At 59.7% G+C, this 18874-nt stretch carries 16 protein-coding genes; 9 read left to right on the top strand and 7 right to left on the bottom strand.

The features are described from left to right. The first annotated feature begins 9 nt into the window (after positions 1-9). The 7 genes from FCN45_RS18535 (at position 10) to FCN45_RS18505 (ending at position 8242) form a co-directional block, all read left to right on the top strand. Positions 10-1872 (top strand): ABC transporter ATP-binding protein, encoded by a 1863-nt coding sequence (locus FCN45_RS18535; protein ID WP_137386734.1) that lies wholly within the window; start codon positions 10-12, stop codon positions 1870-1872. 21 nt (positions 1873-1893) lie between these two features. Beyond that, the gene (locus FCN45_RS18530; RefSeq protein ID WP_137386733.1) at positions 1894-3435 is read left to right on the top strand and encodes a glutathione ABC transporter substrate-binding protein; all 1542 of its coding nucleotides are present in this window, start codon (positions 1894-1896) and stop codon (positions 3433-3435) included. A gap of 215 nt (positions 3436-3650) precedes the next feature. Continuing rightward, positions 3651-4580: an ABC transporter permease gene (locus tag FCN45_RS18525; RefSeq protein ID WP_008106670.1), complete on the top strand. Its 930-nt coding sequence runs from the start codon at positions 3651-3653 to the stop codon at positions 4578-4580. Further along, positions 4580-5464: an ABC transporter permease subunit gene (locus tag FCN45_RS18520; protein WP_007891891.1), complete on the top strand. Its 885-nt coding sequence runs from the start codon at positions 4580-4582 to the stop codon at positions 5462-5464. The genes FCN45_RS18525 and FCN45_RS18520 overlap by 1 nt, the downstream gene beginning before the upstream one ends. A gap of 2 nt (positions 5465-5466) precedes the next feature. Beyond that, positions 5467-6510 (top strand): P1 family peptidase, encoded by a 1044-nt coding sequence (locus FCN45_RS18515; protein WP_137386732.1) that lies wholly within the window; start codon positions 5467-5469, stop codon positions 6508-6510. Further along, positions 6507-7328 carry a M55 family metallopeptidase gene (locus FCN45_RS18510; protein ID WP_137386731.1) on the top strand — a complete coding sequence of 274 codons (822 nt, stop codon included), beginning with the start codon at positions 6507-6509 and terminating at the stop codon, positions 7326-7328. The genes FCN45_RS18515 and FCN45_RS18510 overlap by 4 nt, the downstream gene beginning before the upstream one ends. A 77-nt stretch (positions 7329-7405) precedes the next feature. After that, positions 7406-8242, top strand: a complete 837-nt coding sequence (locus tag FCN45_RS18505) for a fumarylacetoacetate hydrolase family protein (protein ID WP_137386730.1) — start codon at positions 7406-7408, stop codon at positions 8240-8242. A gap of 58 nt (positions 8243-8300) precedes the next feature. Here FCN45_RS18505 and FCN45_RS18500 read toward each other — a convergent pair whose 3' ends face one another. Genes FCN45_RS18500 through FCN45_RS18475 form a run of 6 tightly spaced genes read right to left on the bottom strand, consistent with a single transcriptional unit; the run spans position 8301 to position 14882 of the window. Further along, entirely contained in the window at positions 8301-9812 is a 1512-nt protein-coding gene (locus FCN45_RS18500; protein ID WP_137386729.1) for a serine hydrolase, read from the bottom strand. Then, positions 9809-10549: an ABC transporter ATP-binding protein gene (locus FCN45_RS18495; protein ID WP_101762764.1), complete on the bottom strand. Its 741-nt coding sequence runs from the start codon at positions 10547-10549 to the stop codon at positions 9809-9811. Before FCN45_RS18495 ends, FCN45_RS18500 begins: the two co-directional genes overlap by 4 nt. Positions 10550-10552: 3 nt before the next feature. After that, positions 10553-11380 carry an ABC transporter ATP-binding protein gene (locus tag FCN45_RS18490; RefSeq protein ID WP_137386728.1) on the bottom strand — a complete coding sequence of 276 codons (828 nt, stop codon included), beginning with the start codon at positions 11378-11380 and terminating at the stop codon, positions 10553-10555. Further along, positions 11381-12280, bottom strand: a complete 900-nt coding sequence (locus tag FCN45_RS18485; protein ID WP_137386727.1) for an ABC transporter permease — start codon at positions 12278-12280, stop codon at positions 11381-11383. Next, positions 12277-13287: an ABC transporter permease gene (locus FCN45_RS18480; RefSeq protein ID WP_137386726.1), complete on the bottom strand. Its 1011-nt coding sequence runs from the start codon at positions 13285-13287 to the stop codon at positions 12277-12279. The genes FCN45_RS18485 and FCN45_RS18480 overlap by 4 nt, the downstream gene beginning before the upstream one ends. Then, on the bottom strand, positions 13287-14882 hold the full coding sequence (locus FCN45_RS18475) for an ABC transporter substrate-binding protein (RefSeq protein ID WP_137386725.1): 1596 nt from the start codon (positions 14880-14882) through the stop codon (positions 13287-13289). The genes FCN45_RS18480 and FCN45_RS18475 overlap by 1 nt, the downstream gene beginning before the upstream one ends. Before the next feature lie 198 nt (positions 14883-15080). Between FCN45_RS18475 and FCN45_RS18470 the strand changes: the two genes are divergently transcribed. After that, complete coding sequence (locus tag FCN45_RS18470; protein ID WP_137386724.1) at positions 15081-16136, top strand: dipeptidase; 1056 nt, start codon at positions 15081-15083, stop codon at positions 16134-16136. Positions 16137-16138: 2 nt separating this feature from the next. Then, positions 16139-17053, top strand: coding sequence for a LysR family transcriptional regulator (locus FCN45_RS18465; RefSeq protein WP_137386723.1), 915 nt, complete (start codon positions 16139-16141; stop codon positions 17051-17053). Positions 17054-17462: 409 nt separating this feature from the next. On the opposite strand, the gene FCN45_RS18460 is transcribed toward FCN45_RS18465, so the two are convergent. Then, the gene (locus FCN45_RS18460; RefSeq protein WP_101762760.1) at positions 17463-18815 is read right to left on the bottom strand and encodes an MFS transporter; all 1353 of its coding nucleotides are present in this window, start codon (positions 18813-18815) and stop codon (positions 17463-17465) included. Between the last annotated feature and the right edge of the window lie 59 nt (positions 18816-18874).

The following is an 18874-nucleotide window of genomic DNA, read 5'->3' as shown; positions in this document are numbered from 1 at the left end:
GGAGCAACGATGACGGACACTTTACTCACATCCAACGCCGCCAGCGTTGCCGGTTCAGAACCGGTGCTCGCGATTCAGGAGCTCAGCGTCAGTTTTCGCGGCCGCAGCGGCGAAAATCAGGTGCTGAAGGGCATCAGTTTTAACATTCATCAGGGCGAAATTGTTGCCGTGGTGGGCGAAAGTGGCTCGGGTAAATCGGTCACCTCGCTGGCGGTGATGGGCTTGCTGGCCGCATCCGGGCGTATCGATCGCGGCAGCATGCAGTTCCGCGATCGTCAGGGCAACGCACATCAGCTTGCCACGCTGAATGAAACTCAGCGCCGAGCTTTACGTGGCCGCGAAATGGCGATGATATTTCAGGAGCCGATGACCTCGCTCAATCCGGTGCTGCGCGTCGGCGATCAGCTGACTGAAGCGCTACGTGACCATCAGATTTGCGACAAAAGTCAGGCCGACGCGCGCGCACGTGAATTACTGCGCCAGGTGCGCATCGCCGATGTGGATCGCGTAATGAAAAGCTATCCGCATTCGCTGTCGGGCGGCATGCGCCAGCGCGTGATGATTGCGCAGGCGCTGGCCTGCGATCCGCAACTGCTGATCGCCGATGAGCCGACCACCGCGCTGGATGTCACGGTGCAGGCGCGCATTCTGCATATCCTGCGCGACCTGCAACGCGAGAAGCAGATGGCGGTGCTGTTCATTACTCACGACATGGGCGTGGTGGCAGAAATCGCCGATCGCGTGGTGGTAATGCTGCGCGGCGAAGTGGTTGAACAGGGCACGGTAACTGAAATCTTCAACGCGCCGCAGCATCCTTACACTAAAGCGTTACTGGCGGCGGTGCCGAAACTTGGCGATATGCGTGAGCACGCATGGCCGCAGCGTTTTCCGCTGTTGGGCAGCAATGCTAGCGATAACAGCGAGCAGCGCACCGCGCGCTATGACGAAACGCCGCTGCTGGATGTGCGTGGCCTGAAAGTGTACTACCCGATTCGCAGCGGGATTTTCTCGGCGCTCACCCATCAGGTGCACGCGGTGGAGCAGATCGACTTCAGCCTGTGGCCGGGCGAAACCCTGGCGATTGTCGGCGAAAGCGGCTGCGGCAAATCCACCACCGGCCGGGCGCTGATGCGGCTGATTAACAGCGACGCCGACAGCATCCATTTCCAGGGCAATGAAATCGCCAACCTGAAAGAAGCGCAGTTCCAGCCGCTGCGCCGTGAAATCCAGATGGTGTTTCAGGATCCTTACGCCTCGCTCAATCCACGTCTCACTGTCGGCTTCACCATTGCCGAACCGCTGCTGCTGCACGGCAGGGTGAAATCGCTGGAAGAAGCGTCGCCGCAGGTTGATGCGTTGCTGAAAAGCGTGGGCTTATTGCCGGAACATGCGCGGCGCTATCCGCACGAATTTTCCGGCGGCCAGCGCCAGCGTATTGCGATTGCGCGCGCCATGGCGTTGAAACCCAAAGTGATCATCGCCGACGAAGCCGTCTCGGCGCTGGACGTCTCAATTCAGGCGCAGGTGGTGAACCTGATGATGGATCTGCAACAGCAAACCGGCGTGGCGTGGATTTTTATCTCGCACGACATGGCGGTGGTGGAACGTATCGCTAACCGCGTGGCGGTGATGTATCTCGGCCAGATTGTTGAGCTGGGCCCGCGCCAATCGGTGTTCAACCAGCCACAACATCCTTATACCCAACGTCTGCTGGCCTCGGTGCCGGTGGCCGATCCCCAGAACCGGCAACCCCGCACTTTCGAAGAGGGCGAAATTCCTTCGCCGCTACGCAAGGTGGGAGAAACGGTCATTAAACCGCGTTATCGCCAGGTTGCTCCGCAACACTGGGTCGCTGATTTTGTTTCGCGCTAACCCTCAATACCAGGAGATTTCATGAATCCGATTTTTCGCCGTACTGCGCTTGCGCTGGGATTGACCCTCTCGCTGGCCGCCGCCGCTCAGGCGCAGGATCTGCGCATTTCGATGTATGCCGACATCACCGGCCTCGATCCGCACGATACCTCCGATAACGTCAGCTACTCGGTGCAGAGCGGCATCTTCGAGCGTCTGTTCCAGTTCGATGCAAAGATGAAGCTGCAGCCGTGGCTCGCCACCAGCTACACCAGCAACGACAGCGCCACCGAATTTACCCTGACGCTGCGTAAAGACGTGACCTTCCAGGACGGCACGCCGTTTGATGCTGAAGCGGTGAAAGCCAACCTCGATCGCCTTGCCGACCAGAGCAAAGGCCTCAAGCGCAACAGCCTTTACAAGATGATTGCTAAGGTAACGGTGCTGGCGCCGGATCAGGTGAAAATCGATCTGAACCAATCGTTTGGTGCCTTCATTAACACGCTGGCGCATCCGTCGGCGGTGATGTGGAGCCCGGCGATTCTCAAGCAGTATCCGGAAGAAGCGCAGCTCCGTCTGCATCCGGTCGGCACCGGCCCGTTCAAGTTTGTAACGTGGCAGCCGGGCAAAGCGGTGACGCTGGCGAAATACGACGGCTACTGGCAAAAAGGCTGGCCGAAAGTGGATAACATGATCTTCTCGCCCAGCCCGGAAGATGCCACGCGCGTTGCGGCGCTGAAGTCGGGCCAGGTGGATGCGATCTGGCCGCTGCCATCCGATCTGATCGCCACCGTGCAGAGCGACAGCAAACTGGCGGTGCAGCGCGATCCAAGCATTTATCTCTATTACATGGCGATTAACACTCAGCACAAACCGCTGAATGATGTGCGCGTGCGGCAGGCGATCAACTACGCCATCGACCGCGATCTGTGGCTGAAAGTGGCGTTTGCCGGCATGGGTAAACCGGCCAGTTCAGCGATTCCGGAAGGCGTGCAGTTCTACCAGAAACAAGCTACGCCGAACTACCGCTATGCGCCAGATGAAGCCAAAGCGCTGCTGAAGGCCGCCGGTTATCCGAATGGCCTCGATCTCAAACTGTGGGTCACCAACGCCACCGCCAGCGTGCGTGCCGCACAGGTATTGAAAGCGCAGCTGGCAACGGTGGGCATTCGCGCCACGGTCACGCCGATGGATTCCGGCACGCGCAACGCCAAACTATGGGGCGTGAAGGACCCGAAACAGGCGGAATTTGATCTCTACTACGGCGGCTGGTCGACCTCAACCGGTGATGCCGATTGGGCCTTGCGTCCACTCTACGCCACTGAATCCTGGGTGCCGACCTCGTATAACGTTTCGTACTTCAGCAACGCCGAAGCCGACAAAGCGATTGCCGGTGGCTTAGCCACTGCCGATCCGGCCAAGCGTGGTGAAGCCTACGCCGAAGCGCAGAAAGTGTTGTGGAAAGAGGCACCGGTAGCGTTCCTCGGCACGCCAGACAACCTGGTCGGCAAACGCAGCACGCTGAGCGGTGTGTCGATGCTGCCGGATGGTAACTTCCTGTTTAATCAGGCGACGTTTAAGTAAAGGTGAGGTTGGGTGCTCGCTGTCCCCCTCCTCGGTCCTCCCCCATAAATGGGGGAGGAAGATGCTGCCACATGCCAGTGATGAAGCTGCATGTGGCAGCGTCTCCTTCCCCCGCTTGCGGGGGAAGGCCGGGATGGGGGACAGCCAGCACGATCTGGGGGCAGCCAGCACCATCTGGGGCCAGCCAGCACCATCCCAAAAAATAAAGGAACCGCATGTTCGCATACATCATTCGCCGACTGCTGGAGATGATCCCCGTATTGCTGGTGGTCTCGCTGCTGGTCTTCGGCTTCATCAAACTGCTGCCTGGCGATCCGGCGCGTATCTACGCCGGGCCGGATGCGCCTTTGGCCGCGGTGGAAGCAGCGCGTCAGCATCTCGGACTTAACGATCCGCTGCCGCAGCAATATATCAACTGGATCGGCGGCCTGCTGCGTGGCGATCTGGGCGTCACTTATCGCACCCAACAGCCGGTGCTGGACGTGATCAAACAGGGCTTTATGCCGACGCTGTGGCTGGCGCTGGCCGGGTTTGCCTGGTCGGTGATTCTGGGGTTATTCCTCGGCGTATTTGCCGCACTGAAACGCGGTAAATGGCAGGACTGGACCTTAATGAGCGTCGCCGTCGGCGGCATCTCCATGCCCACTTTCTGGCTCGGTCTGCTGCTGATCCAGTTCGTCGCCATGCCGTTTGGCCTGTTCTCCGTCAGCGGCTTCAACCAGCCCAGCGACATCGTATTACCGGCGATCACACTCGGTTCCTCGGTGGCAGCGGTGATGGCGCGCTTCACCCGTTCGGCGTTTCTTGAAGTGGCGCAGGAAGATTACGTGCGTACCGCCAAAGCCAAAGGGCTGCGCAATCGGCTGGTAACGTGGAAACACGTGATGCGCAATGCGTTGATCCCGGTGATCACCATGCTCGGTTTGCAATTCGGTTTCTTACTCGGCGGATCGATCGTGGTCGAAAGCGTGTTCAACTGGCCGGGATTGGGCTGGCTGTTGATCGAGTCGATCAAGGCGCAGGATCAGCCGGTGATCCAGGCATTAGTCATGCTGTTCGTGTTTGAATTTATTGTCATTAACCTGCTGGTCGATCTGCTGTATGCCGTGGTCAACCCAGCAATTCGCCTGCGACAGGAGCCCTGATGAGTCTGCAATCTCTGCCTGCCCACGCGCAGGAGGCGATCCGTTCGCCGTGGCGCGATTTCCTGCACGCGCTGGTGCGTAATCCGCTGGCGCTGGTCTCCGGCGGCTTTGTGCTGCTGCTGGTGCTGGTGGCTATTTTCGCACCCTGGCTGGCACCGTGGGATCCGATGGCACCGGACTGGATGGCGCTGTCATCGCCGCCGTCCAGCACGCACTGGATGGGCACCGACGAACTCGGTCGCGATCTGTTCAGCCGCATCATCTTTGGCGCGCGCATTTCGCTGTATGTTGGCGTGCTGTCGGTGACGCTCGGCATGGTGGTCGGCGTGCTGCTGGGCCTGCTGGCGGGCTATTACGGACGCTGGATCGATATGCTGATTATGCGTGGCTCCGACGTGCTGTTCGCCTTTCCCGGTATGCTGCTGGCGATTGCGGTGGTAGCGATTCTCGGTCCGGGACTCAACAACGTCATCATTGCGGTCGCCATCTTCAGCGTGCCGGTATTTGCCCGTATCGTGCGTGCTTCTACGCTGTCGCTGAAACAGGCGGCGTACGTTGAAGCCGTGCGCTGCGCCGGTGCGCCGGATCGCGTGATTCTGCTGCGCCATATTCTGCCGGGCACGCTGTCAAACGTGATTGTCTATTTCACGATGCGTATCGGCACCAGTATTCTGACCGCTGCCGGGCTGAGTTTTATCGGCCTCGGCCCGGAACCCGATGTGCCGGAATGGGGCAATATTCTGGCGATGAGCCGCAGCATGATGATGGCGGGCTTGTGGCACGTCAGCGTGTTTCCGGGTCTGGCGATATTTATTACCGTGCTGGCGTTTAACCTGCTGGGTGATGCGCTGCGCGACACGCTCGATCCTAAACTGAAGAGCTAAGCATGGACTTTCAACAACTGCAGCGCGACCTGCTGCTGCAACGCTGGCGCAACGAGCGTCAGCTGGGACAACCGCGCAGCGCCAGCGGGCCAACCAATCGCATCAGCGATGTGCCGGGCGTGCGCGTCGGTCACTACACGCTAGCCGACGGCGAGCGACAAACCGGCGTTACCGCGATTGTGCCGCCGGGCGACAATCTGTTTACCCAGCCGCTACCTTGTGCGGCGGCGGTGTTTAACGGTTTCGCCAAGCCGGTTGGCCTGGTGCAGGTTGAAGAGTTAGGCGTGCTGCAAACGCCGATTCTACTGAGCAACACGCTGGCGGTTGGCACGCTGTTTACCACGCTGGTGCGCGATGCCATCAGCCGCAACCGCGAGTTGGGCCGCAGCTTGCCCACGGTCAATCCGCTGGCGCTGGAGTGCAATGACGGCTGGCTTAACGATATTCAGGCGCTGGCGATCACCGAAGCGATGGCGCAGCAAGCACTCTATGACGCCACGGCAGATTTCGAGCGCGGCAGCGTCGGTGCCGGGCGCGGCATGAGCTGTTTCAGTTTGAAAGGCGGCATTGGCACCGCATCGCGCAGTATTCCGTCGCTCAACACCACGCTGGGCGTGCTGGTGCTGGCGAACTTTGGCGCGTTAACCGCGCTGACGCTGGATGGCGTACGCCTGGGTGAAATGATCGCGCCGCTGCTGCCGGAACTGACGCCGCAGCGCGATGCCGGTTCCATCATCATTATTATGGCGACCGATACGCCGCTCGATGCACGTCAGCTGAAGCGCGTCGCCAAACGCGCCGGTGCCGGTTTGGGACGACTGGGCAGCTATTGGGGCCACGGTTCGGGCGATATCGCGCTGGCGTTTTCCACCCAGCCGCAGCCGCAACCGCCAGAAGAGTCCACGCTGGAACCGCTGCTCGCCGCCGCCGCCGATGCCACCGAACACGCGGTGCTGGATGCCTTACTCAGCGCCGAATCTGTCACCGGTTTTCGTGGCCATCATCGGCCGTCGTTAACGGAAGTATTGGATAAATTAATTCGATGAAAATCTTTATCTCAGCCGATATCGAAGGCATCGCCGGCGTGATGCGGCCGGAACAGTGTTCACCCGGCCACGCCGAATACCAACTGGCGCGTGGACTGATGGAACAGGAAGTTAACGCCGCAATCGATGGCGCCTTCGCTGGCGGCGCAACGGAAGTGGTGGTGGCCGACAGCCACGCGCAGATGACCAACCTGCGTGCGGAAAATATCGATCCCCGCGCGCGCATGGTGCAGGGCAAACCGCGCGGCTTATCGATGGTAGAAGGCATTGAGCAGCAGCCGTTTGATGGCCTGTTCTTTATCGGCTATCACAGCGCGGCGGGTGAACCGGGCGTGCTGGCGCACACCATTAACGGCCGTGCGTTCTGGCGCATTCACATCAACGGCAAGGTGATGGGCGAAAGCGACATCTACGCCGCAGCCGCTGCTGAACAGGGCACGCCGCTGTGGCTGGTGAGCGGCGACGACCAGCTTAAAGGCTGGATTGCCGAGCATTATCCCTCGGTGGATTACGTCTGTGTGAAACGCGCCATCTCGCACACCTGCGCAGAATCCATTAGCCCGCAGGCAGCGCAAAATGCCATTCGCGCTGCCGCGACGACCGCCGTGCAACGCAAACGCCAGGTCAGCACCACGCGCCTGAGCGCGCCCTATGAGATGCAGCTGCAAGCCAGCAAACCGGTGCTGGCGGATCTGTTCAGCCTGATCCCCGGCGTGACGCGCATTGACGCGGTTACCGTTGTCTATCGCGCCGATGACATGAACACGTTGATTAGCCTGCTGAGCGCCTTCTCTTATCTGGCGACCACGCAGTCGTGATTTTCATCAGGTCGGTCCGCATTTCCTGCTGAATTTTGCTAACCTGCGCGCAATTTATAGATCACAACGAGGCAGTCATGCAGCTCTGCAGTTTTTATCTTATTGACCAGCAAAGAAAAAGTTACGGTATTGTGCAGCAAGAGGGCGTGATTGATATCGGCTTGCGTCTTGGCGCTGACTGCCCGGACCTGAAAACCTTGCTGCAACGCGGCGCGTTAAGCGATCTCGACGCCTATGTGTCCCAGCCGATTGATCACCCGTTTAGCGCCATTCGCTTCCTGCCGGTGGTGGAAAATCCTGGCAAAGTGTTCTGCGTTGGCATGAACTACGCCGACAAACGCAAAGAGTTTGCCGAGACGATTGAAGCGCCGACGCTGTTTGTGCGTTTCGCGGATTCGCTGGCGGCGCACCAGCAGCCGCTGCTGAAACCCATCACCACGCAGGAATTTGATTACGAAGGTGAACTGGCGGTGATCATCGGCCAAGCGGCCTATCAGGTGAAAGCCGCCGATGCGCTGCAGCACGTTGCGGGCTACAGCTGCTTTATGGACGCCACGGTGCGCGACATGCAGTTTACCTGGTTCACTGCCGGGAAAAACTGGCAGCAGACCGGCGGTTTCGGACCGTGGATGACCACCGCTGACGAGATCCCCGATCCGCAGCAGCTGGCGATCAAAACCTGGCTCAATCAGCGCGAAGTGCAGAACGACACCACCGCCAGCATGGTGCATCCGGTGGCGAAGATCATTGAGTACATCTCCGCGTTCAGCCCGCTGTCGCCAGGCGATGTGATCATCACCGGTTCACCGGGCGGCGTCGGTAAAAAACGCACGCCACCGCTGTTTATGTTCCCCGGCGATGAGATTGAAGTCGAAATCGAGAAGATAGGACGCCTGCGCCACCGTATCGCCTAAATGCGCAATAAATTGCGCCGCTACGGTATGTGCGCTCTGTTTGACCATTACGCGATTTTCAACGCGTAAACGTCACCACGCGGCTGCGGTTCAACAGCAGCCGCAGCGTGTCACCTTCGCGCGCAATCGCGAAGCGCTTCTCCCACGGTCCATCCTGCGCGGTAGCTAATAGGCGATCGTTGCCCAGCGACTGCAAACGCGCACGAATTGCCGCCGGGCCGATGCCCATGATTAAGTTGTCGCCCTCAATCACCAACTCGCTGCGCCACTGCGGCGCGAACCAGCGGCCCTGCAGATGATCGAGGCTGGCCTGATCGGCCTGCACCGGCACAAAACGTCGGGCGGCATGACCAATCTCTCCCACAATCGCCGCGCCAGCATGGCGTAGTTGCATCGGGAAAGTGCTGGAGAGCGACACCGCCGTGCCGTGCACATCGTCACGCCACAAGGTTTCGCCTGCGCCGAGCCAGGTGGCGGTCACGCCTTTGATTTCCAGCCAGTCGGCGGCGTCTTCCGCCACGTAAAGTCCGGGCGTTAAATCGTGTCCTTTCTCCGGTAACGCGCGATTGAGCAGCGCCGCCATCACGCGCAGCACGCTTTCTGAGGTGGTGACATCTTCGCGGTTGGCGACCAGCGCCACGCCGATTTTCAGCTCCGGATGCAGCAGGAAATAGCTCTTATAACCGGCATGCGAACCGCCGTGACCGAACAGCGTCTGGCTGCCAAGCGTCGAGCTGGTGATGCCCAAACCGTATCCGCTGGTGCGACCATCGTTGAGATTGCGCGGTGCGCTCAGGCGCTGCAGCACGCCCGCGCCTGGTCCGCTATCGGCCAGCAGGCTTTGCAGCCAGCGCGTCAGATGATTCAGGCTGCCGGTGACGCTGCCCGATGCCGAGAGATGCAAACCGGCGCTGGAGAGCTGCCACTGCGCGCCGTTTTGCCAGTAGCCGGGCACTAAACCGGGCACAATATCGAACCAGCTTTCCGGCGCAATCAGGTTGATGTCCAGCGGATCACAGATGTACTGCTGCAGCAGATCATTAAATAACACGCCTTTGGCTTTCAGCGCCTCTTCAACCAGCCGATAGCCGGTGTTGGTGTAGGAGATTTCGCTGCCGGGCGCGTAGTTGAGATCGCCTTCGCGCGCGACAAAATCCAGCAGGTCGTCGGCGCGGGTGGCGTTGTACACCGACAATCCCAGCAGCGATAAGGTTTCGCGCACGTCCGGCAAACCGCTGCTCATATCCAGCGCCTGGCCGACGGTGATCTGGCCGTTGGCGCCGCGCAGCTGCGGCAGATGCTGCACCAGCGCATCGTCGAGCTTGAGATAGCGGCGGCCCGGCCCGGTCACCAGCGCAGCAAACAGATGTTTGGTGATGGAGGCGAAACGTACCACGCTGTCGGCGCTGAACGGCGTTTGCTGCGCCAAATCAGCCAATCCGGCGCAGTGCGTTGAGTGAATCTGGTGCGCATCAAACAGGATCATCGCACCGCCCGGCGCGCCTGGCTGTTGCCAGCTTTCAGTGATCTGTTGTGCGACATCCGCGGCGCGTTGCCAGTAAGCGGTCATGCCGGTTCCTCCAGCGTCATGCTGAGATCGAAAAGTTGGGCGGTATGCGGATGCTGGATGCGCCGCGCGCGCAGATCGTCGGCGCTAAGCTGCTCCACCATCTCGCCATTCTGCATCACGCCAATGCGCTGACACAGATGCGTCACCACCGCGAGGTTATGCGTCACCATAATGTAGGTGAGTTTGCGCTCGCTGCGGAGATCGCTGAGTAAATTGAGGATTTCGGCCTGCACCGACACATCCAGCGCCGAGGTCGGCTCATCCAGCAGCAGCACTTCCGGTTCGGCGATCAGCGCGCGCGCAATCGCCACGCGCTGACGCTGGCCGCCCGACAGCTGATGCGGATAGCGGAAACGCACCGACGCGGGCAACCCCACTTCGCTTAACGCCTGGCTGATGCGCTGTTCGGCGCGATCAAGCTGATGCACCAGCAGCGGTTCGTGCAGGATGCGATCGATGGTCTGGCGCGGGTGCAGCGAACCAAACGGGTCCTGAAATACCATCTGCACCTGACGATAGAAGGCGCGGCTGCGTTTGGCGCTGAGCTGCATGCCACCAAACAGCATGCTGCCTTGCCAGTCGGCATTCAGTCCGGCGAGTGCGCGCAGGATGGTGGATTTGCCCGAACCGCTTTCACCAACCAGGCCAAAGCTTTCGCCGTTACCGACCGTGAAGCTGACGTCTTTCACCGCCGTGTGCGCACCGAAGTTGATGCGCAGGTTATCGATTTGAATCATAAATTATTCTCGCCACGCGGCATCGCGCTGCAATACGGGTAAACGTTCGCGCGGATGGCGCAACGACGGCAAACACGCCAGCAAACCGCGCGTATAGGGATGCTGCGCCTGCTGCAACTGCCCGGCATCCAGCAGCTCAACGATGCGGCCGGCGTACATCACCGCCACGCGATCGCAGAAGTGCGACACCAGCGGCAAATCGTGGCTAATCAGAATCAGCCCCATGCCGCGCGCCGACACAAGCTCATCAATCAGCTTGAGAATCTCCGCCTGCACCGTGGCATCCAGCGCGCTGGTGGGTTCATCGGCGATCAACAGTTCCGGATCGGGCGCCAGCATCATGGCAATCATCACGCGCTGACCCATGCCGCCCGAGACTTCATGCGGATAGCGTTGCGCCACGGCTTCAGGGTCGCGAATCTTCACCTGCTCCAGCAGCTCAATCGCCGCCTGCATCGCCGCTTTATGGCTGCCGCCTTTGTGCTCGCGCCAGGCTTCGGCAATCTGCTGGCCGATGGTCATCACCGGATTAAGCGAATATTTCGGGTCCTGCAGGATAAAACCGACGCGCTTGCCGCGAATTTTGCGCAGCACTTTCTCGCTGACTCCGCGCAGATCGATGCCGTCAAAGCGCAGCACGTCGGCGCTGACTTCCGCGTTGCCCGGCAGTAACTGCATCAGGCTGCGCGCGGTCAATGACTTGCCGGAGCCGCTTTCGCCGACAATGGCAAACTTCTCGTGGCCAACGCTAAAACTCACGCCGCGCACCGCTTCAACGGTTTCGCTGCGCGAGCGGAAGGCAACGCGCAGGTTCTCAATTTCCACCAACATTTAGCGCTCCTTAGGATCCAGCACGTCACGCAGACCGTCGCCGAGAAAGTTGAACGCCAGTGACGTCAGGAAAATCGCGATACACGGCATCAATGGCACCCACCATTCGCTGAACAGGAAACGACGCGCGGTGGCGATCATCGTGCCCCATTCCGGTGACGGCGGCTGCGCGCCCATGCCGAGAAAACCGAGGCTGGCAGCGGTGATGATGATGGAGCTCATGTCCAGCGTGACGCGCACAATCAGGCTCGGCACGCACAGCGGCATGATGTGGCGCAGAATAATGCGCAGCGGCGAAGCGCCGGTCAGACGGCTGGCGGCGATAAAGTCGCTGTGGCGGAACTGCAGGGTCTCGGCCCGCGCCAGACGCGCATACGGCGGCCACGACGTCAGGGCAATCGCCAGAATCGCGCTCTCCACGCCGGGTTTCAGCGCGGCGACAAACGCCAGTGCCAGAATCAGCCGTGGGAAGGCGAGAAAGATGTCGGTCAAACGCATCAGCGCTTTATCGATAAAGCCTCCGGCATATCCGGCGATGCAGCCAATCAGCAGGCCGAGCGGTGCGGTGAGCAGCACCACGGCGATCACCATGCCGAGCGTGGTGCGGCCGCCGTAGATAATGCGCGTCCAGACATCGCGCCCCAACTCATCGGTGCCGAGCCAGTGCGCGGCGGAAGGCGCCGCAAGGCGGTTTTCCAGATGCTGCATACCGGGTTCGAACGGCGTCAGCCACGGCGCAAACAGCGCCAGCAGCAGCATCACCGCCACCACCAGCAATCCGGCCATCGCCAGCGGATTACTGCGCAGGCTGAGCCACAGGCGATAACGCCGGCCCCACACCGCCTGGCGGCGATTGGCTGGCGTGTCGTCGAGCAGCCATTCTCGTGAGAAGAAGGTCATTTTACGCGCGGGTCCCAAAGTCGATAGAGAAGGTCAGCCAGCTGATTGAGCAGCACATACACGGTGCCGACCAGCAAAGTGGCGCCGATCACCGGGTTCATGTCGGCGTTCATCAGCGATGTGGTGAGATATTGGCCGATGCCGGGCCAGGCGAAGACGTTTTCCGTCACCACCGCGCCCTCCAGCAATCCGGCGTAGGTCAGCGCCAGCACCGTAACCAGCTGAACCGCCACGGTGGGAAACGCATGCCGCCAAATCACCCGCCGTGACGACAAGCCTTTGGCGCGCGCGGTGATCACGAACTCGCCGCTCAGCGCGTTAAGCATAAAGGTGCGCGTCATACGTGTGATGTAGGCCATGCTGAAGTAGGCCAGAATCAGCACCGGCTGCGCCATGTGGGCCAGCGCATCCCAGAAGGCGTCCGTTTCTCCGGCCAGCAGCGAATCAATGGTGAGGAAGCCGGTGACCTGCGGCACCATATCCTGCCAGATGATGTCCTGCCGTCCGGGGCCGGGCGCAATGCCGAGCACCGCGTAGAATATCAGCAGGCTCAGCAGCGCCAGCACAAATACCGGCAGCGAATGGCCGGCGAGACAGATCACGCGAATGGTTTGATCGACCCACGAACGTTGACGCACCGCCGCCCACACGCCGAGCGGAATGCCGATCAGCGCCGCGATGATGATGGCCGCCGTTGCCAGCTCCATGGTGGCGGGGAAGAAGCGGGCGATATCGGTAATCACCGGATTCGAGGTGAGAATCGATTTACCGAGATCGCCATGCAGCAGTTGATTGAGGTAGTGACCAAACTGCACGTAAAGGGGCTGATCCAGCCCCATTTCCGTTCGCACGCGCTCGACGACCGATTGCGGTGCGTTATCACCGACCGCCGCCAGCACCGGATCGGTGGGCATGACGCGGCCAATGAAAAAGGTCAAAACCGACAGACCAAACAGCGTCAGCACCAGGCTTCCCAGGGTGCTGACGATTCTCTTCAGTAACGGCATCAGGCTTTTTTCACCTGCGCATACGGCCACTGCTCCAGCACGGTCATGTGGACATCACTCAGCGCTTTGCTGGTGGCCACGTTTTTGGTCTTTTGCATCATGAAAATAAACGGGCTCTTCTCGCGGCCTAACTGCTGAATCTGCTGATAGAGCGCGATGCGCTTCGTCGGATCCGGCTCATGCAGCGCCTGCTCGGTGAGTTTGTTAAATTCATCGTCTGACCAGCTGCAGCGCCACGCCAGCGTTCGCGCACGCGCGTTATCACTGTTGTCGGTGTTAACGCAGAAGGCTTCGGTATTGGAGTTAGGATCAAAGTAATCGGCGCCCCACACGGTCAATGCCAGCTGATGCTGACGCGCACGCATCTTGGTCAGCACCTGGCGGTTTTCGGCGGCGATCAGTGACACTTTGATGCCAATCGCGCCCAATTGCGTCTGAATCGCCTGCGCGATGTCCGGATACGGTTGCATTGAGTAGTGATCGAGGGTGATGTCGAAACCGTCCGGATATCCCGCTTCGGCCAGCAGCGCTTTGGCTTTCGCCAGATCTTTGTGGAATGGCGTATCGTCCAGCGCCGCCGGGAAGCCGCTCGGCAGGAAGCTTTGATGGGTAACAAAACTCATCGACAGAATGTTTTTCTGAATGCTGTCGTAATCCAGCGCCCACTTCAGCGCCTGCCACACCTGCGGTTTTTTCAGATACGGATTATTGGTGTTGCACGACATCAGCATGATGGCCGACAGTGACTGATTCACCAGCGACACGCTGCTGTCGTTTTTCACCTGCAGCAGCTGTTCGGTGGTGAGGTCATACGCGGCATCAACATCGCCTTTTTTCAGCATCAGCGCCTGCGCTGCTGGGTCGGCGATGTGTTTGAGGATCACGCGTTTGGTTTTGCTGGCGCCTTTATATTGCGGGCTAATCTCCAGAATCACCGTTTCGCTGGCATTCCAGGTGCGCAGGGTAAAGGCACCGGAACCGGCGCTGTGCTGTTTCAGCCAGCCGTTACCGAAGTCATTGTTCTGCTGGTTCGCCAGACAGGCTTTCTTCGACACGATGCTGCCGACGGTGGCGGACAAGCAGTAGAGCAGGAAGGTTTCGGCCGCCGGCGCGCCGAGTTTCATCTCCACGGTGTGCGCATCTTTCGCGGTGACCCGCTGCGTCACGTTGTCCTTGGTAAAGCCGAACTGGTTGATAATAAAGGCCGGGCTCTTATCCAGCTTGACGATACGCTCAATCGAGAATGCCACGTCTTCTGCGGTAAGCGGCGAACCATCGGCGAATTTGGCCGCCGGATCGAGATGGAACGTGTAAGTGCCGTTATCGCTGCTGACGTCCCAGCTTTGCGCCAGTTGACCAATCACTTTATCGGCTTGATTGGGATCGGGCGTGACTAAACGTTGATAGAGGTTGCCGCAGATCTGGCCGCCGGTGGCTTCGAAGCTTTCGTGTGGATCGAGGCTGGTGATGTTATCGAGCTGCATCGCGATCACCAGCATAGTCGGCGGCGTCGCGGCAAAGGAAGCATTCAGGCTGAGGTAGGAAACAACAGGTACAGCAGTGCATCCTGCAAGAAAACGTCTTCTGGTAACCATGTAAACTCCCAACTTATTGATAAATAAAATAAAAAATCGTTATTTGATTGTTTTTTGTCTTGACTTTAGGCACCCGCCGGAGGATTAATACCGGTTCTACGTCCTTTGTTTCACGCGTATGGTTTTGCCCTTTTATGGTGCAATTTGCTCCGCCAGCTGGCAGTGCTGCGCTTTCCCCCGAACATGGAACTGAACAACATGTCTGACTCGATTACCCTCGATATTCCGGTCTTTGACGGCCACAACGACGTGCTGAATAAGCTGTGGCAGCACCATCAGCCGGACGCGGTTAATGCCTTTTTAACTGGCACCAAAACGGGCCAAATGGACTTGCCGCGTATCCGTCAGGGAAATATGGCAGGTGGCATTTTCGCCACCTGGGTGCCGTCCCACCCTCTGATTGCAAGAAGTGCGCCAGACCTCGCAGATTTTCCTCAGGAAATTATCAACTCAGCGCGCGACGCGACCTTTTCCATGCTGGCGCTGCTGCTGCGCATTGAGCAGGCCTCGAATGGCCAGGTGAAGATTTGTCGCAGCGTGCGCGATATCCGCTACTGCATGGCGAACAAGGTGTTAGCGGTGGTGATGCACGTCGAAGGTGCGGAAGCGCTGGATACCCACGGCGAGCTGCTCGACATGCTGTACGCCAGCGGCTTGCGCACGCTGGGACCGCTGTGGAGCCGCCCGAATCAGTTCGGCGACGGCGTGCCGTTCCTCTATCCCTCATCGCCAGATATCGGCAACGGCCTGACGGCTGCGGGCAAGCAGCTGGTGCGCGACTGTAATCGCCGCCGCATCATGGTCGACTTGTCGCATATGGATGAGAAAGGCTTCTGGCACACCGCGGAAATCAGCGATGCGCCGCTGGTGGCGAGCCACTCCAACGCGCATGTGCTCAGCGCGCAGTCGCGTAATCTCACCGATCGCCAGCTGGCGGCGATTGCCGAAACCAACGGCTTTGTCGGCGTCAATTTTGCCGTGCCGTTCCTGCGTGAAGATGGCGATCGTCATGCGCCGACCGGCGTCGATGCCATCGTGCGTCACGTTGAGTATCTGCTGGAAAAAGTGGGGGAAGAGGGCGTCGGTTTTGGTTCGGATCTCGATGGCGCCACCATGCCGGGCGATCTGAAGGACGTGGCCGGATTCCCGCTACTGGTGCAGGCGCTGGCGCAACGCGGCTATTCACGCGAGCTGCTGGAGAAGATTTGCCACGGCAACTGGCTGCGCGTGCTTGAAGCCACCTGGGGCGAATAATCATGCGGCTGCGGCATATCGAAGTCTTTCAGGCGATTGTGCAGACCGGCAGCATCAGTGCGGCGGCGCGTTTGCTAAATGTGTCGCAGCCGAATGTCAGCCGCGTGCTTAATCACGCCGAGCAGCAGCTCGGTTTTGCGCTGTTTGAGCGGCGCGCGCAGGGCATGGTGGTGACGGCAGAAGGGAGGCGCTTGCTGCCGGAAGTGGAAGATATCTATCAGCGTTTACAGGCGATTACCCAACTGACCGAGCAGCTGCGGCGCGGCGAGGGGCAAACGGTGCGCGTCGGTGCTGCGCATGCGTTTGGTCAGATGGTATTAGCACCCGCGCTGGTGAACTGGCGGCAACAGGCGGCGTCGGTCAGCGTGGAACTGGTCACCGAGCACTTCAGCACCTTGTGCCGCATGCTGATGGATAATCAGCTCGATTTCGCGCTGGTGTTTGGTCAGCAGGTGGATGCCGATTTACTGGCCGAACCGCTGTTTCAGTCGTCGATGGTGGCGTTGCTGCCGCGCGATCACACCCACCATGAGCCGGTGACGCTGGAGTGGCTGTGCGCCAACAACCTGTTGATGATGCAGAATCAGGATCCGCTTGGTCGGGTGCTGCACCGCGCGCTGCGCGATAAAGGGCTCAATCCGGCGGTATCGCTGTCGATTAAAACCTATTCGGTGATTGCTGATATGGTGCTGGCGGGCGGCGGCGTCGGGATTGTCGATCTGTTTACCGCGTGCCGTTATGCCGACCAGCTCAAGTTGTTGCCGGTCGCGCAGCCGCTACCGTTTGAAGTGATGTTAATCAGTCGCCGCGATCAGCCGCAGTCGCAATCAACGCTGCAGCTGAAACAGGTGATTCGCAACAAGCTGTGGGAGATCGCGCGCCAGTGTGAATCGCAGTTTTTCACCCGCCCGGCATAACGCCAATTGCCGGTGCGCATATTCATAGGCACCCGGTCGCCATGCATGGCGACTTTACGGAGCTTATAGCGATTGTGAGTTAAGAAAACGCATTGCTGCTGCAGCGAGGGTGTTGAGGCGACATCCCAATCCGCTGAACGATTGAGGGATTCCAGGACGAGACGCATGGATGCGGCGAGAGGTGGCGTTGAGCAGGAGCGAATCGACACCGGTCCGTCAGGAATCGTGAATGAGTGAAGGTACCGCGAAGCGGCGGGTTGGGCTGGCGCAAGGCCTGGGAGTGCAGAGGGCGTGGCCAGACGCCCTCTGCTCGGTCGCCGCACGAAGGTGCTGTAACTGCCTCAGTACGAGGCGAACGAAAGTCGCACTGCGCTTAACTGACATGTATTACGCCATTCCTGGCGACCATTCAAACCCCATCGGTAATCGGCTTACGCACCAGCAGCAAATAGGCCAGCGCACCCACCACCGTCACACCGGCGCAAATCATCAACGCCAGGCTAAACGACTTGGTGGTATCCAGCACCCAACCGGTGATCACCGGGGCGAACGAGGCGAACACGAAGCTGGCGAAGTTCTGGATGCTGCCGACCGAGGCGGTCATGCGCGCCGTGACGTTGGCGTGAATCAAACCCCAGCACGATGTACCGGCAAAGTGGATGCAGAACAGCGCCATACCAATCATGGTCACCGCGCTGGTGGTGTCGGTGGCACGCGTGACAAAGGCGGTAAACGCGGCGGACAACAGCATGCCCGTGACGATAGAGATCTTACGCACCTTCACCGCATCATGGCCACGACGCACCAGCGCATCGACCACATAACCGTTCAGCAGCATGCCCGCCGCGCCGAACAGGAATGGAATCGCAGCCAGTAAACCGGTGCTTTTCAGATCGAGGTGATAAGTGGATTGCAGATAGCCCGGCAGCCACGCGATGTACAGCCACGCGGTGTAGTTGATGCCGCTGAAGCCAATCATCATGCCCCACATGGTGCGCTGCTTAAACAGGCCGCGCCACTCGGCAAAACTCAGCGGCTCTTTGCGCGATGCCACGCTGCCCGCCTGCAGATAGTGAATCTCTTCGCCGCTCAGCGTGTTGTTATCGCGATCGCGGTACATCAGATACCAGCCGATGGCGAGAAACATGCCAAGCACGCCGATAGTGATAAACATGCCGCGCCAGCCCATCACCATCATCATCGCGGCCAGAATCGGTGGCGCAATCGACAAGCCAATCATCGAAGCGGCGTTAAACATGCCCATCGGCATGCCGCGATCTTTGATGTTGAACCAGTCATTGATCACCTTGACGCCGCACGGGTTCATCGGCGCTTCGCCAATACCTAACCCGATACGCACCAAAATAAACTGGGTGAAGTTATGCACCAAACCGGCGGCCGCCTGGAACAGCGACCAGAAGAACATACCAATCGCCAGCATGATGCGCGGCCCTTTGCGATCGAGCAGCGCACCGCACGGCAGCTGCGCTAAGCCATACGCCAGCGAGAAGGCCGACAGCAGCACGCCAATTTCAGTCGCGGATAAACCCAGTTCTCCCCGGATGGTCATATTGGCCACCGACAGCGAACTGCGGTCGAGATAGTTGATCATGGCGGCGAACAGCAGCAGCAGCATGGCGGTAATCTGGATCTTTCTGATGCGCGGCGAGCGCACCACGTCACTGCGTGCCGGGATAAAATCTTGCCCGTCAGCAGCCGGTTGTGGCGCGTTTTCGCGGCCACGAGCCGAAGTATTTTCCATTGCGACCTCCCGGATCTGGGTACTTATCGTTATGCGTTTGTGTGGGATCCTGCGGCAGC

It is taken from the genome of Pantoea sp. SO10 (assembly GCF_005281435.1).
In the GTDB taxonomy this organism is placed as follows: Bacteria; Pseudomonadota; Gammaproteobacteria; order Enterobacterales; family Enterobacteriaceae; genus Pantoea; species Pantoea leporis.
Note: the sequence above shows the minus strand (reverse complement) of the source record. Positions and strands in the feature narration are given on the sequence as shown.